This window comes from Paraburkholderia adhaesiva, from assembly GCF_021390575.1.
In the GTDB taxonomy this organism is placed as follows: domain Bacteria; phylum Pseudomonadota; class Gammaproteobacteria; order Burkholderiales; family Burkholderiaceae; genus Paraburkholderia; species Paraburkholderia adhaesiva.
In genome coordinates this window covers 658836-673449 of sequence record NZ_JAJEJQ010000001.1, presented here as the reverse complement: position 1 = coordinate 673449, position 14614 = coordinate 658836, and the positions used below count along the sequence as shown (strand labels likewise).

The 14614-nt window shown below is 59.2% G+C and carries 9 protein-coding genes; 4 read left to right on the top strand and 5 right to left on the bottom strand.

What is annotated here, in order from left to right; all coding sequences use genetic code 11:
• Positions 1-931 precede the first annotated feature (931 nt).
• Positions 932-3934, top strand: coding sequence for an autotransporter family protein (locus L0U80_RS03035; protein WP_233862443.1), 3003 nt, complete (start codon positions 932-934; stop codon positions 3932-3934).
• Between the two features lie 526 nt (positions 3935-4460).
• On the opposite strand, the gene L0U80_RS03030 is transcribed toward L0U80_RS03035, so the two are convergent.
• Entirely contained in the window at positions 4461-5360 is a 900-nt protein-coding gene (locus tag L0U80_RS03030) for a LysR family transcriptional regulator (protein WP_233862442.1), read from the bottom strand.
• 159 nt (positions 5361-5519) lie between these two features.
• On the opposite strand from L0U80_RS03030, the gene L0U80_RS03025 reads away from it, so the two are divergent.
• On the top strand, positions 5520-5828 hold the full coding sequence (locus L0U80_RS03025; protein WP_233862441.1) for a DUF1330 domain-containing protein: 309 nt from the start codon (positions 5520-5522) through the stop codon (positions 5826-5828).
• Between the two features lie 357 nt (positions 5829-6185).
• Here the strand turns inward: L0U80_RS03025 and L0U80_RS03020 are convergent, their stop codons facing one another.
• Both L0U80_RS03020 and L0U80_RS03015 read right to left on the bottom strand, forming a co-directional pair.
• Positions 6186-7319 carry an amidinotransferase gene (locus L0U80_RS03020; RefSeq protein WP_233862440.1) on the bottom strand — a complete coding sequence of 378 codons (1134 nt, stop codon included), beginning with the start codon at positions 7317-7319 and terminating at the stop codon, positions 6186-6188.
• Between the two features lie 808 nt (positions 7320-8127).
• Positions 8128-8796: a YqhA family protein gene (locus L0U80_RS03015; protein ID WP_233862438.1), complete on the bottom strand. Its 669-nt coding sequence runs from the start codon at positions 8794-8796 to the stop codon at positions 8128-8130.
• 711 nt (positions 8797-9507) lie between these two features.
• On the opposite strand from L0U80_RS03015, the gene L0U80_RS03010 reads away from it, so the two are divergent.
• Complete coding sequence (locus L0U80_RS03010; protein WP_233862436.1) at positions 9508-10998, top strand: Na+/H+ antiporter NhaC family protein; 1491 nt, start codon at positions 9508-9510, stop codon at positions 10996-10998.
• 193 nt (positions 10999-11191) lie between these two features.
• On the opposite strand, the gene L0U80_RS03005 is transcribed toward L0U80_RS03010, so the two are convergent.
• The gene (locus tag L0U80_RS03005; protein WP_233862435.1) at positions 11192-11926 is read right to left on the bottom strand and encodes an SDR family oxidoreductase; all 735 of its coding nucleotides are present in this window, start codon (positions 11924-11926) and stop codon (positions 11192-11194) included.
• A gap of 109 nt (positions 11927-12035) precedes the next feature.
• Here L0U80_RS03005 and L0U80_RS03000 point away from each other — a divergent pair, with 109 nt between their 5' ends.
• Complete coding sequence (locus L0U80_RS03000) at positions 12036-13016, top strand: LysR family transcriptional regulator (protein ID WP_233862434.1); 981 nt, start codon at positions 12036-12038, stop codon at positions 13014-13016.
• A 997-nt stretch (positions 13017-14013) separates the two neighbouring features.
• Here the strand turns inward: L0U80_RS03000 and L0U80_RS02995 are convergent.
• Positions 14014-14382, bottom strand: a complete 369-nt coding sequence (locus L0U80_RS02995) for an immunity protein Imm33 domain-containing protein (protein WP_233862433.1) — start codon at positions 14380-14382, stop codon at positions 14014-14016.
• Positions 14383-14614: the final 232 nt, after the last annotated feature.

The following is a 14614-nucleotide window of genomic DNA, read 5'->3' as shown; positions in this document are numbered from 1 at the left end:
CTGGATTCATTTTTCCGAACCGGACTGTGGATGGTCATTAATGGCCTTGAGCGATGCGTTATCAAACAAAGCCCCCAAAATAGCCACACCCTCTCAATTCGACTTTAAGCAGCCGATTCGCCGGAGAATTTCTTGCATTGTACTTTCTATAAAATCTCGCTTTCATCCAAAATGGCAGTGCAAGGAAAGATCGAGTAATCTTCGTAGACGGAACGACCCCAAGACTCCGCGATTAAATTTAAAAGGATAACGAAACATTAATTTACATTCTTCGCTGCCAGATTTTATTTGCCAGAAATTGCAAAGTATCGATTCAATATTCGCAAACATTTTTGGCGTGTGGAATTTCATAGTTGCCAATAGAAATAACGTCTGGAGATGGCAGATGAAGCGTTGTCCAGGACATTCAGGCCACCACGCGTTGACGCTCTGCATGCTTATCAGTGCACCGGCGATGGCTGGACGCGCAGCGCACGCGTTTGCGAATAACAACTTCTGGAGCGACGCCAGCGTTTCATCGCCCCCCCATAAAACCACTAACTCGATAAGTGCCTGTGTCCGTCGCGCGGTTCGAGGCATGCGTGACGAAGCTGCGCGTACAGTCCGGTGCGCGTGTGTCTTCGAATGTGTGTGTGATCGCACTGCGTCCTGGTTCCGACGGCACGATCGATATTGGCGCGAAAGAAAATCCTCGCGCATCGCGATCCGACGATTCGATGAGGCTGCGAAGAGGCCGTCCGCGTGTTCGACCCAATCGACACATCCGAATATTTGGCCGGATCACTGGTTACCTCGGTGACGACTGACAATGGAGCTGTCCGTCATGATCAAGGCGCCTTCCAAACCTTCTCGAGCTGAAAAATCCCTCAGGCATGAAGCGAATCGCCCGAAAGTAGTCGGGGCCGCAATCGCGGTGCTTGTCTGCAGGGTGATGCTGTCCCCGGAAACCGGATTCGCTCAAGCAGCCCTTAACATCGACAACAACACGACCGTGACCGCTGCCACTGGAATGTCGACGCTTGGCACGGTCGTCGCAGGAGTCAATAGCGGGACGGTTCACGGGGATCCAGGCGGCACATTCGTCGTCCCGACCGGCGCGGACGTCGTACTAAGCGGTCTCCATATTGGCCAGGCAACCGCCAGTACCGGGTTGGTGCAGGTGAATGGCGGGACGATCGGCACGACGAACCCCCAGTCACAGTACTTCATCGGATTTAACGGCTCTGGAACGCTCACAGTGAGTAACGGGGGGAGCGTTTTCAGCCAGTTTATAAGCCGCGTGGCAGAAGGGGCTGGCTCCACCGGTGTGCTCACAGTCGAAGGGCGAGGTTCGACGTATACAAATGCGGGCCAGTTTATCGTTGGGAACGGCGGCACCTCGGCACAAATGAACGTGCTGGATGGCGGCGAGGTCTCCACTCTGACTGGCAGTATCCAGATCGGGGGGAGCATCCCGGCTACCGCGCTTGTCAGCGGAGCCGGCAGCACCCTCTCCGCCGGAACCTCTCTCGGTGTCGGCGTGTTCGGTGACGGCATGTTGACGATTACCGACGGCGGCACGGCCACGAGTGACACCGTCAGGAGTGGCAACGCGATCTACCTTGCGTTCGGCGCCGGTACGAGAGGAACAGTCATCGTGTCGAATGGCGGCATGCTCACCGCGCCGCTCCTGGTGGTCGGTATCAGCGGCACGGGGGATATGCAGATCCAGTCCAACGGCACTGCGACGATCAGCGGGATGGCCATCGTCGGCGCCTTCGCGGGGGCTAGCTCGATGGAGGTGAGCGGAACGGGCGCGACCCTCAACGTGCAGAACGGCGACCTGGTCGTGGGCGGCCAGGGTAATGGGGCGATGTCCGTTTCCAACGGAGGCACCGTCAACGTGACAGGCTCCGGCGGCACGTTCATCGCGGGCCAGTGCGGCGCCGGACCGACCTACTGTGGCTCGACACCCGTAGCGGGCGGTGCCGGCACGGTCACGGTCACGGACTCCGGTTCGGTGCTGAATGCAGGCACATCGCTCAGCATCGGTCAGTTCGGCCCCGGGACCCTGACCATTGAGAAAGGCGCAAAGGTCGTCGCGAACACCGTCTCCATTGCGACGAATGCGGGCTCTATCGGGACGCTGAACATCGGCGCCGCTGCCAACGCGGCAGCGGTCGCTCCGGGTACGCTTGAAGTCAGCACGCTGACGTTCGGCGCCGGCACGGGCGACGTCGTGTTCAACCATAACGACAACAGTGGCAACTACGTGTTCCCTGCGGCCATGGCGGGCAAGGGCACGGTCGACGTCCTGAGTGGCGAGACGGTGATGACCGGAGCCAGCACGTATGCCGGTACGACCACGATCGAGGGAGGCACCCTGGCGGCAGGCGCCGCCAACGTGTTCAGTGCGAATTCGAACTATGACATCGCGTCTGCCGGAACGATGGATTTGCGCGGCCATGACCAGATCGTCGCGAGTGTCGTCAATGCGGGCCTGATTCATACCGCCGGCGATCCGGGTACCGAACTCACCACCACGAACTATGTTGGCCAGAACGGCACGATTGCGCTCGACACCTTTCTCGGCGGAGACAACTCGCCGTCGGACAAGCTCGTCATCGACGGCGGCACGGCCACGGGCACGTCCAGGCTGTCGATCACCAATGCCGGCGGACCTGGAGGGATAACGCTGACCAACGGCATTCCGGTTGTCGTGGTGAGCAACAACGGCACCACGAACGCTGGCGCGTTCTCGCTCGCGGGCGAGGTGCGCGGCGGCCTTTTCAGCTACCGTCTTTTTCGGGGCGGCGTGGCCGGCACCTTTCCCGATGACTGGTTCCTGCGCTCGAGTTTCGTCGTTGGAGTAACACCGGGATTACCGTTCCTCCCTCACGACGAAGATCTTCCTGTCGATCCGCCGCCAGACGTGCTGCCCCCCGCGGAGTACCCGGACATCGGGCCCGAAATTGCAACCTACTCGGTGGTGCAACCGCTCGCAAGGCAACTGGGCCTCACGATGCTCGGCACTATGCACGAGCGCATCGGAGACACGCTCTCCAATGCCGAAAGCGGGACCAGCGGCAGCGGTGTAGCCAAGTCGGCCTGGGCGCGCGTCTTCGGCGAGCAGATCGACAATCACTACCGCACCTTCACCGATGCGCGCGCGAACGGCCAGGAAATCGGCGTCCAGACCGGCGTTGATCTTTGGCGCGGCAGTTCCCTGCCCGGCCATCACGACGCCGCCGGTGTCTATTTCGCCTACGGCAACAGCAATGTCGACGTGGACGGTCTCATCACCAATGCACAGGCGACCGGGTATGTGTTGAGCCACACCGGGTCGGTGAACCTCAACGCGTACTCCGGCGGTGCGTACTGGACGCATTACGGTCCGGGCGGCTGGTATATCGACGCGATACTGCAGGGCACCCACTATGATGGCGATGCGACGACCCAGTTTGCCCGGTTGCCCATCTCGGGTACCGGGATTGCGACGTCGCTCGAAATGGGCTATCCGTTCCCCCTGCCGCTCGGCCCCGGCTTTGTGCTCGAACCTCAGGCGCAGATCATCTGGCAACACGTCGGGCTGAGTCAGGAAAATGACGGACTGGGTTCGGTCGATCAGGGGTCGACATCGGGTGCCGTCGGGCGGCTAGGCGTGCTGGGCGAGTGGACGCTCGAGCGCGCCAACGGTCAGGTGTGGCAGCCGTACCTGCGCGCCAATATCTGGCGCGATTGGGGCGGGGAGGCGACGACGGTGTACTCGGGGGCCGACCAGGTCCCGATAAGACAGCAATTCACGCGTATGGATTTCGCCGCAGGTGTGACCGCGAAGCTCGCCAGCCGCTTGAGCCTGTACGGACAGTTCGGCTACCAGTTCTCGATCAACGATTCGGAGAGCGGAACCCAAAAGGGGGTCTGGGGCGACGTCGGGTTACGCTATGTCTGGTGATTGTCCCGAGGTTCCATCGATCGTCTCGCGCCAGTTTTCGCTTTCCGCCACGCGAGATTACGTGTGTCAATCGGTCGGCTACAGACGCGCGCCCGGGCAAAATTCCCCGTCCCTTAGCGCAGCGGCGCTGGCGTTCTCCGTGGTCGGAGAGTCGCCAATAAGTTGGTGCACGCGACAACCGCGGTTTCGGTTCAACGCCATGGAAAGGACCCGCGTGCCAGGTGCGCGAGCAGCTAGCACTTCTGGTGCGGGTCGGAGCACGGGCACTGGCAACGAACGTCTGAAGATGGCCACGCCTTAGACGTTTGTGGTGCGCCGCCCAGCGTCACCGATGGGTCGACTACTGCCGACGCGGTCGGCCGAAACCGACCCGTGGCTGCCGTTCATCGATCTGCTCCGAACGTCTGATTCTTGCCGAGAATTGGTCATTCACTCGTGCGACCTGTGCAGTGCTTCATGGCGGAAACTCTCACAGATTGCGGTCGGAACGTCTGACCATTACTTTGCTTGTGGTGCTTTTGCTGTTTCACGGAAGCCCACCATCACGCATTACATGAGCTTCGATACGAGCGGCAACTTCCGCAATGCGCCGTAAATGCCTCGACTCAGGATGTGTTAGCAACCAGAGGTCAATCTTGCAGTCCTCTAGCGGAAGCTTGAGGGGAACCAGATCTCTGTTTCCCTGGGCATGAAAGAGGGCAAGGATTCCGACGCCCAGCCCCTGCTCGATCATGTGCGCCACCATCTGCATCGTATTGGCCTGTAGCGCGGGCTTCACATCAGGAAAGGCTCGTTTCCGCCAACTGACCCCGGGATGCTCAGGCATGGCGTCGTCCACGGTTATCCAAGGTAGTTCCGCCATCCCCCTCGCAAAAACTGATGGATCACGCTCGAAGTTGCGCGCCAAAGCTCGCCCACCAAAGACGCCAAACCGGATTGAGCCGAGTTGCTTGCCAATGACGTGTTGCGGCGGACGATTAGTCGAGCGTAATGCGATATCTACTTCGCGGTGAGTAAGGCTAAAGGGATCATTTGACGCTAATAGCTCAATGTTGAGCCGGGGATGCTCCGCTCGAACCGCCACCAATGCGGGAACGACAAACGCTTGCAGCACAGCGTCTACAGCACTGATACGAACTGTGCCGGTCAACTGATGATCGGGCGAGGCGAAAGCACTCTGTGCCCTCGCCAACGCGGTCTCGATGATTTCCGCCTGAAGGGAAAGCTGAGTAGCTAAATCGGTCGGACGATAACCGGCACGCGTTCGCTCAAAAAGTCGCTCTCCCGCGCCGCGTTCCAGCCGCTGCACCGCGCGAAACACCGTTGAGGCATTCATACCCAACAACGCACCGGCGTCGGCCAAGGTCCGAGCGCGTACCAGCGCAAGCAGGATAGATAAATCGGTTGGGCTAATTTTGTATTGCACAACTGCAACGATAGCTTTCGAGATTGCGCGTTTACATTGCGCTGCCGAAATTATACATTGCGATCGTCCAGTCTCGTAAGCTACAGCACTGCGCGGCAGTGCATGCGGTTTAGAGACCGTCGAACTATCGAAATACGACAATAAATTCGGGGAAACGATATGAACAAGGGTTACTGGATCGTCAGCGTTGACGTTACAGATCAGGATAAATTCAATGCTTACGCCAGCGCCAACGTCGCGGCATTGGAGAAGTATGGGGCGCGTTTTCTGGTTCGCGCCGGTACCTTCGAGAATCCCGAGGGGACCAGTCGGTCACGCAACACGGTGGTGGAGTTCCCGTCATACCAGGCTGCTGTCGATTGTTGGCACTCGAATGAGTATCAAGCTGCCCTTCTGCATAGACTGCAGGCTGCGATACTAGACCTCGTAATCATTGAGGGATACGGCGGACCGCAAGTCGCCTTATAGAAAGCTGGATGCCCCGCTATCGCCACCCGCAGGCCCGTAATTGGGCGCACGACGATGTTTGCCGGCGCGTTCACTTCGCCGCCCTCTCAAACGCAGATCCATTGCGGTGTCGCGACGATCGCGACTGACTCATACCCCTTCGTGAACGGACCGTTGTGGCGTTGACTTGTAAGGCTCCAGCTGGCCGCAGGCCGACCCATGCAATTTGCATGAGCCAAAGCCTCCGTGTAACACCGCGACTGACTGAGTGCGACCCTGACGCGCCATTCAGCAGTCGACGTCGCAAACGGCCGCAATGAGGCACTTACCGGACACCGCGAGAGGTCGCGTACAACGCCCGGTAAGTCCTGCCTCAAACTAGAAGTATGACTGCAGTATGCCGAGCCGACGGACGTCGAGCGTCGCACAGTGGAACGCGCCACCAAACGGCCCATAGCCGAGAAATGCACACGGGATCGGCTGAAACCCCCAGTCCTTGAACGCCTTGATCAGCGAAACCTGAGAGGTGTCGACGATCACCCGCTTTTCGTCGAGCATCAGCGTGTTGATACTGGTCCATGGACTGCACATCGAGAGCTTTGACATGACTCCCTCGACGGGATCGGGACGCGGGGCGATCAGCACGTCCCAGTTCTTGAGTATCGGCGGGAGGCGGGATACGTCGATATGGTCCGGGTTGACGAGCACCTTGCCCGGGCACAACGGGTTGAAGCTGGCGTCGATATGCATCGGCTGGCGGCAGCGGGTTTCGATCTCGTGAATGCGAAAGCCGTCGCCCAGATGACGCCGGAGCCATTCGATTCCGGCCCGGTTCGTGACGTTGGAGCGGGTGACGAACAGTTCGCGACCGCAGCGGGCAAAATCGGCTGCGTCGAACACCGGCTCGAACTCGGTGACGATGTAGCGCAACGGTTCGTCCGTGCCCGGGATCTGGTAGTCGTAGTCGAACAGTTCGTCGGTCAATTGCGGCCGCGGCGCCGAACTCCACCGGGCCCCATTGCGAAAATACTCCTTGAACAGCGTACGGTACGCGTCGCCCTCGAAATAGCGCGAACGCCAGCACATCGGCGTTTCAATGATCTCGTCGCCGATCACCAGGTATCCGTCACGCGGGCAGGATACGCAGAAGCCACGGCTGGACCACGAAAGCGTACGGAAACGGGCGCGATGGTTGACGATGTCGGGCCGGCGAACGATCACACCTTCTCCTTCCAAAAGGCGGATGAACGCGTCGAGTTCCTTCTGCGCCCGATTGATCATCCACTTAGGGTAGTGTCGGCCGGCGAAAAGACGATGCAGCTTCGCCGTGAACCTCGGCACGTTGGCGGTGACGCTGACGTGGGATGGAGGGATGACCGCTCCGTCCAGCCGTCCGACGATCACCTCCTCGAGTGGGTCCCACTCGTTCCACGAGTTGACACGGTGACCGCTTTCGAAGGTCCGATCGGGCGGCAGCGAAACGGTGACGGCTGGCTTGACCTGGATGTCCATCAAAGATCCTGTTGTCCGTTTGTCAGCGAAACGTCACGGATGCTCCGAAAACAGAACGGCGCTGGTGGCTAGATAACACCGATGGGCAGGCCCAACTCCACTCGGCGATGGCGCTTGTGGAAACGCGGGTCGCCCGGTGCAGCGAAGCATTTCAGCCTGCGTTTGCGCGAACTTCCGAAACTCATGGCAATTCCGAATAAAGAAAATTCGACGGCCAACATCGGGCCACGGCGTTTTCCCGGACTCTGCTTCGGCCGTGTTAATCAACTAGTCGACACAGCCGTCCGGTTGCCGTCGCACGACGCTGTCTGGCGACACAAGCGATCAGCGTACTCCTGAACTGATGTATGGCGACCGCTTGTCGTATTCGAAAGGAAGTTCCGGAGTCACCACAAAGGCTCAGGCCAATGTCCGAGGTTTGGCCGAACGCGGAAGTTCGCCGTCCGATAACGAATGATGCTTCCGACGCGCCCCGAATTTCCGTAGCCGGACCCGACGAAGACTGCCGACACTTCAGCGGAATCGTTAGCAGGGACGTTGGCTGGGCCGCAGTTTGCGCCGCCAATTCCGTGCTCGATAGCACGTCGTCACTCACACGTCGACCGCGGATGACGCCGCCACTTCAAGAAGAGGAAGTCAGCATGTCTCGCAACGCGATGCTGTTGACCAGGGTGATTCATCTGCGGGATTGGCAACGATTCCAGTCGATCGCATCGGCACCCGGGGGCGTGCCACCGGCATGGCGATTGTCCGTGGGCAGCCGGCCATCGATCAACTCGCGTCGTGAGGTGTTGTTTCCACGAGCCCCTCACTTCCTGCGTGCGTTGATCTTCGTTAGAAAGAATGCAAGGGCGGCGACGACGAGCGCGAGCGCGACGCCAAATGCCGCGATGTCGCTCGTGCCGTCCCAGGCGACGGCCTCGCGCAGGAACAGCACGGCGAGCACGGCGATGACAACGCTGACCAGATTTCCCTTCAGATCTTCGAGATTGTCGATTTCCAGCCATGCCGGCAACGGTAATTTGTCATCGACGAACAGTGAATAGACGCCGATGCTGATTATGTAGACGGCGATCGCGATCAGAAATACATCGACGGCCTCGACTACCCCCACCGCAAATATCTTTACCGATTTGGGTGTCAGTGAGCGATCCTGGATGCTGAGGGCAGTCACGAACAGGACGACTGTCTCATACACGATCAGCGCCAGAGAACCTAGAAACGTTGCGATGACGGGCAGGATCATGATGTAACGGCTCGAAGCCAGGATACGTCGTAGCATCGAAGGAACCTCTCCGGGTAAGGGTGATCGTTCGAGTGCCATGGCAGGGGCACGGGCTTCGGCCACCCCGCTACCCGGCGATACTCGAAGAGAAACGCGGTCAGCCTGCCATAAGCATCGCTGCCATGGCTGCGCAGTGTAGAGGTCCTGGTGGCGAATCCAGGTTTGCGGATTCGGCCCGTTGTCGTCTTGCATCCGAGCGGTGTCAGGTCGAGATAGTTGTATGTATTCAGCAACAGGTCGAGGCCGGGGTGGTACGTCGAATAAAGTGCAACTGCGCGCTTGCACAACCTTTAGACCCCAATACTTCGACCATATTGCGTGTGAAGCGGCCGACATAGCTTCGCGACTCTTGCTGCTTACATTAAGCCCGCGCCGATAATCGGCCTGCTGACTTGTCAGTTCGGCCTAGCCGCAGACCACGCAAACGGCAGGGCCCTATCATGCCTCCGCGCTTAGAGCGTTTTAGCAGAAACTATTGTTCAGGTTTGCGAAATTAACAAGCATAAGCACATCGAAGACGACGAAGTGAAGTCGGTACCGTAGGCAGACAAGTAGACTGCTCGCCGTTTGCAGACGACCTGCGGCCGATCACGGACTTGCAGACGCTGACGCCGAGCTGCTCGCGCGTCTCCGGTCGACTGCGAAGCAAAAATGGCTGCACGCGAGGGCGGGATTATTGGACTGCCATCGCTTTAGCGCATCGATCGCGGTGCTGACGATCGCAGCCACCATTTCCAGGCCGCTCGCGCGGTGCGGATCATCGGCCCGAGGCCGGTGCGATTGCTCCGCGCGTTGGCCGCCACGTCGAAGCAGCAACGGCGTTTCGTGCCATTATTCAAGGGTTGACAGACGGATCACACGCTCCGGACGGCAATGGTGCGAGCGCCGAAAAGGCAAGGGAGCATGGCGATGAGGCGGGCGAAGTCACCCCAACCGCTTACGATGGTCGAAGCGATGATTCCGATCGCAGGCCTCGTCTTTCTGGTCGGGTTGTCCTTCTACCTGTTCGGCGACGCCGGCGCGAACGGGCCGAACCAGGTGGCGCTCGCAGTGGCGGCCATGCTGGCCGTATTCGTCGGTTGGCGGCGTGGTCATTCGCTTGCGTCGCTGGGCGAGGCAGCGAGAGCAAGCGTCAGCGCCGGTATTGGTGCGATTTTCATCCTGTTCGCGGTGGGTGCACTCATCGGCACGTGGGCACTTGGCGGCACGATCGTCGCGATGGTCTATTACGGGCTGCAGTTGCTGAATCCGGACTACTTCTATATGACCGCGGCTGCGATCTGTGCAGTGATCTCGTTCAGCATAGGCACATCATGGACGGTCGCCGGCACGATCGGCGTTGGTTTGATGGGTATTGCGCAGAGCATGGATCTCAACCCGGCCATCACAGCCGGTGCAGTAATTTCCGGTGCCTATTTCGGTGACAAGTCTTCGCCGCTATCGGACACCGCGAATCTTGCAGCCGCTGCCGCAGGCGTCGATCTGTATCAGCATGTGCGCGAGACGCTGCTGACTTCTCTCGTCGCGATCGTCATCACGCTGGGCGTGTTTTATCTGCTCAGCCGTCCGGTTAATTTCGATGCGAGCGAGGAAGTGGCTGTAATGCGCGACGCATTCCTCATTTCGCCCGTGTTATTCGCTCCGCTCGTTCTCGTGGTGGTGTTGACGCTATTCCGGGTTCCGCCGTTCACCACTATCTTTCTTGGCGCGTTGGCGGGCGGCATGGTTGCCGTTTTCGTCGAGCCGGGGCGCGTCGTTGCGTTTGCTGCGGCGCGAGAGGGTGTGCCCACCTGGGTAGCGATGCTCAAAGGTGTATGGCTCGCGCTCGCAAGCGGCTACAGGTCTACGACTGGCAATCCCGCACTTGACACACTGCTCACGCGCGGCGGCATGGAAAGCATGTTGAGTACGATCTGGCTGATCATCGCGGCACTGGCGTTCGGCGGCGTGGTCGAAAAGTGCGGCGTGATCGAACGCCTCGTCACCCCGATCGTCGAAAGGGCAAAGAGCGGCGGTGCGTTGGTCGGCTCCCTGGTTCTCGCGACCATCGCGACGAACATCGTGACGGCGGACCAGTTCATAGCCGTCGTGCTGCCGGCCCGGATGTTCAGGAATGCATTCGCCGCACGCGGCTACGCACCCATCGTGTTATCGCGCTCCGTTGGTGATTCGGCCACCACCACAGGCTCGCTGATCCCATGGAACAGCTGCGGCGCATTCATGGCGGTGACCCTTGGCGTGCCTACGCTCAGCTACGCGCCCTTCGCCGTATTTTGCATGGTGAGCCCACTCCTGACAGTGGCGATTGCATACGCCGGTATCCGTATGCTGCGGCTCGAAAAAACTTTGGGGGAGACTCCGACGGGCGATGACCAGAAACCTTCCCATAACTGAATATACGCAAACATCTGGATCGATCCCGGGGGAACATGGGGATGACGCTGTAGCGTGCGCGATACGCCAGGACGACTAGTCTGTACTTCTGCAATGGGCGCTACCCGACCCACTGCCGACGATCGACAAAGCGTGACGTCATCGGCAGCTTTCAGGGCGTAGCGGTACTCGTTTTCTTCGAGCCAGTGACTAATCAGACCAGCACGCCACCGCCGTCCACAACTATGGTCTGTCCCGTAGCATAGCGATTGGTCATCAAATAGACGTACGTCTGCGCGAGATCCTCGGCCTCGCCGACACGACCGACTGGCAAGGCCGCGCTACTCGCGGCGTAGAGCGCTTCGCGCTCGAATTCGGGCAGGTCATCCCACAGCGGCGTGCGCACCAAACCGGGACTCACGAGGTTGACGCGAATGGGCGCCAACTCCACCGCGAGTGCGCGTGTGAGACCTTCCATCGCGCTGCAGACGCTGGCCAGCGCCGCCCAACCCTTTTGTGGCCGCGAGCTCGCAATACCGCTGGTCAATGCCACGGAGCCGCCGGGACGGAGATACGGCGCCGCATGTTTGACGGCGGCAATGGCGCCGAAGACTCGCACTTCGAAAACCTGACGGACCGTAGCGAGGTCCATGTCGGCGAGCACACCGGTTCGCAACGAATCCCCCGCGCTGTACACCAGATGGTCGAAAGCGCCGACTTGCCCGAACAGCGCGCGCACGGCGGACTCATTACTCAGATCGACCGTGTATCCCTTGACCCGATCGCCGAGTCTCGCGACGGCTTCGGCGACTCGCTCACGGCGCGATGAAGCAACGCTCACGGACGCGCCGGCTGCCAGCGCGGCGTGGGCCGTGGCAAGGCCGATTCCCGAGGTGCCGCCCAGCAGAACGACGTGTTGATGCTGAAGGTTCGTGCTCGCAATGGTCATGGTGAGTCCTCGCTGTGGATTGTGAGTGAAGCCATGACCCGAGTATTATTCTTTAGCGTGACTTGATAAACCCAGTATCTCTTCGAACACTCCTTAATAGGGCTTGCGAATGGATCGATTCAGCAGCATGGCGATATTTGCACGCGTGGTCGAACGCGGCAGCTTTACCGCCGCGGCCGACGGCAGTGGTATGACGCCGACAATGGTTGGCAACCATATTCGTGAGTTGGAGCGACGCCTCAAAGGCCGGCTGCTGAATCGCACCACGCGACGCCAGAGCCTGACCGAACTCGGCAAGCGCTATCACGCGCGATGCCTCGAAATCCTGGCGCTAGTGGACTCCGCGGAACTGGATGCGCGCGAGATGCAGAGCAGCCCGCGTGGTCGACTGAAGGTGAGTTGCCCGGTTATCTATGGCACACGTGTACTCGTACCGGCGCTTGCGGGCTACCTCGATAGATATCCCGAAGTCCAGATTGAGCTGTCTCTGAATGACCGCTTCATCGATCTAGCGGAGGAAGGTTTTGATGCCGCCATCCGGGCCGGTGTGCTACCGGACTCAGGCCTGATTGCGCGGCCATTGACCCATTCTCCGCGTATTGCATGCGCGTCACCGGCTTACCTGGCTCATCATGGGCATCCGCAGACGCCTGCGGATCTGGCCCAACACAATTGTCTGGCTTTTATGGTCGCGGCTGGCCCCGAACGTGAATGGCTCTTTCCACGTCCCGACGGCGATGGTGTCGAGCGCGTCGAAGTGCGCGGCCGTCTCGATGTCAACGGCGGTCTCGCGCTTCGTGAAGCCGCGCTCGCGGGACTGGGCATCATTTTGCAGCCTCAGGTGATGCTGCAGGACGATCTGGATGCGGGTCGGCTCATTCGTCTTTTTCCCGACTGGCCGGCTCCAACCTGGCCCGTCCACGTGGTGCATTTGTCCGATGCGAACATGCCACCGAAGCTAGAGAGTTTTATCGCCTTTCTGCAGGATACGTTGGGGCACGGCAGCGAGCCACGGACCAGCCTTGTCAGGAGAGAACGGCCTGTATCAACCCGTAGGTATCGGGAAAAAGCTGCTTCGCACGCTGCGTAAAGGACAGTTTTGCCGTGCGACTTGAGGCGCCCTACGCCATTGAGGGATATTCGATGCAGGTAGAGCATTAATCGGACCGTGAGTGCGCTGTGACTCGCACAGGCACATGTTCCTAACGATCTCTACCGTTTGGTCTTCGCAAACGTCGCCACTCGAAAGACCACGTTTCTTTGATAGCTTGAATGGTGGGTCTGGTCGATGAAGTGACATTCGACTTCCTCAATGGATCGGCCGTTTGCTGGCTGGAGCGGACATCTGGGCGACCGGGAGAACAGCTGGTCAACGACGCGTCATGGCCGAACGCGGAAGAATCGTCAGCGATCGGCACAGGCCCAAAGCCGACCGTTATTGCTTTTCTCGCCGCACGCTCCCCCTGAAACAGCCGCGAGCTGGTGACCGTGCCCGGTGCTTCTCGTGATTGCGGCGACGTTCGCTCCGGTCACCTCCGGCCCCATCTGGTGAAAGATCCTTATGGTTCATGCACCCTGCCCTCATAGATTGCAAATCCTTTTATTGCCCTTGTTTGAAGAATAAACAACTCCAATTCACTTGACTTTTGGCAATTCATCGCAAAGTCTCGCATAAATTCTTTGTCGCGGGCGCGATGACACTGTTGGCACTTCTGGTCCGAGCCACAAGGGCAAACTGCGCCCTAGCCCAGGGAGAATTCGCTGCCCGTGTTGGGTGGACGCCATATGACACGATCACGCGTACCTAATCGGCGTCCCAATATGCGAGCCGTGGGCGAGCGTCTAGGGGTGCGACGCGCTCGTCGCCGGCGTGTTGGCGACGTCGAAGAATGTGCTCGATAGCAACTGCGGAACGGTTTTGCACGTGCGCCTGAGCATTGGCGTTGCGTCCAGGTCGTCAAGTTTATAGTCGTCTGTAACGTGCGCGAGTCTCTGTCCCACAAAGTCGCATGTCACAATCCACGCGCGATCCACATTCGAGCCGTCGGCGAGAGAGGGAACAATGCGCCGATCGATGTCCCCCAACCCTATACAGCCACCCTCACCCCCATCACGCCATCTTTAATCGCCCAAACCTGTTCATTTCCTTCGGCATCCACAATAAAACCGGATCCGTAAGGCAGTCCGAGAAATTTTGAAGCACCGGGAAGAAGATCCTTCAGTTGTGCCGTCTGCACGGGCTTGTAAGAGTCAACCTTGCTGAAGAAATTCTTGCAGTGGAAGAACCAACTAACCTCTTCCCCATTCTTCAGCGCAACGCGCTCACCATAGATCGGGAACTTGCCGATCGAGTCGAGCGCAATCGCCACCATTCCTTCCGGCTCGACCATCGACAGATCATACTTGCTGCACGTTTCCTTCTGCAGATCTTCCAATGTGGACGATATATCTTTCATCACTGAACTCTATTCAAAAAATCAAAAGGCACCGACGCTCCACACGGAGCAACCCTTTTCCCGATTGCCGATTACCGATGTCGGATCGACTACCGAGGTCTGATTTAGTAGCGCTATACGTTTAGAAGTCCGATCTGGACTGTTTAGTGTCGAGACAATCACATCTCATCCGCTTACGTTGGCGATCATCAGTGAAAGACCATGCTGGAGAAAGCGCTTGTCAAGTCATCAA

Bases quoted from the DNA above. Each gene is read 5' to 3' on its own strand.
- L0U80_RS03035 (WP_233862443.1), top strand. From the start codon at position 932: ATGCTGTCCCCGGAAACCGGATTCGCTCAAGCAGCCCTTAACATCGAC.
- L0U80_RS03025 (WP_233862441.1), top strand. From the start codon at position 5,520: ATGAACAAGGGTTACTGGATCGTCAGCGTTGACGTTACAGATCAGGAT.
- L0U80_RS03020 (WP_233862440.1), bottom strand. From the start codon at position 7,319: ATGGACATCCAGGTCAAGCCAGCCGTCACCGTTTCGCTGCCGCCCGAT.
- L0U80_RS03015 (WP_233862438.1), bottom strand. From the start codon at position 8,796: ATGCAAGACGACAACGGGCCGAATCCGCAAACCTGGATTCGCCACCAG.
- L0U80_RS03010 (WP_233862436.1), top strand. From the start codon at position 9,508: ATGGCGATGAGGCGGGCGAAGTCACCCCAACCGCTTACGATGGTCGAA.
- L0U80_RS03005 (WP_233862435.1), bottom strand. From the start codon at position 11,926: ATGACCATTGCGAGCACGAACCTTCAGCATCAACACGTCGTTCTGCTG.
- L0U80_RS03000 (WP_233862434.1), top strand. From the start codon at position 12,036: ATGGATCGATTCAGCAGCATGGCGATATTTGCACGCGTGGTCGAACGC.
- L0U80_RS02995 (WP_233862433.1), bottom strand. From the start codon at position 14,382: ATGAAAGATATATCGTCCACATTGGAAGATCTGCAGAAGGAAACGTGC.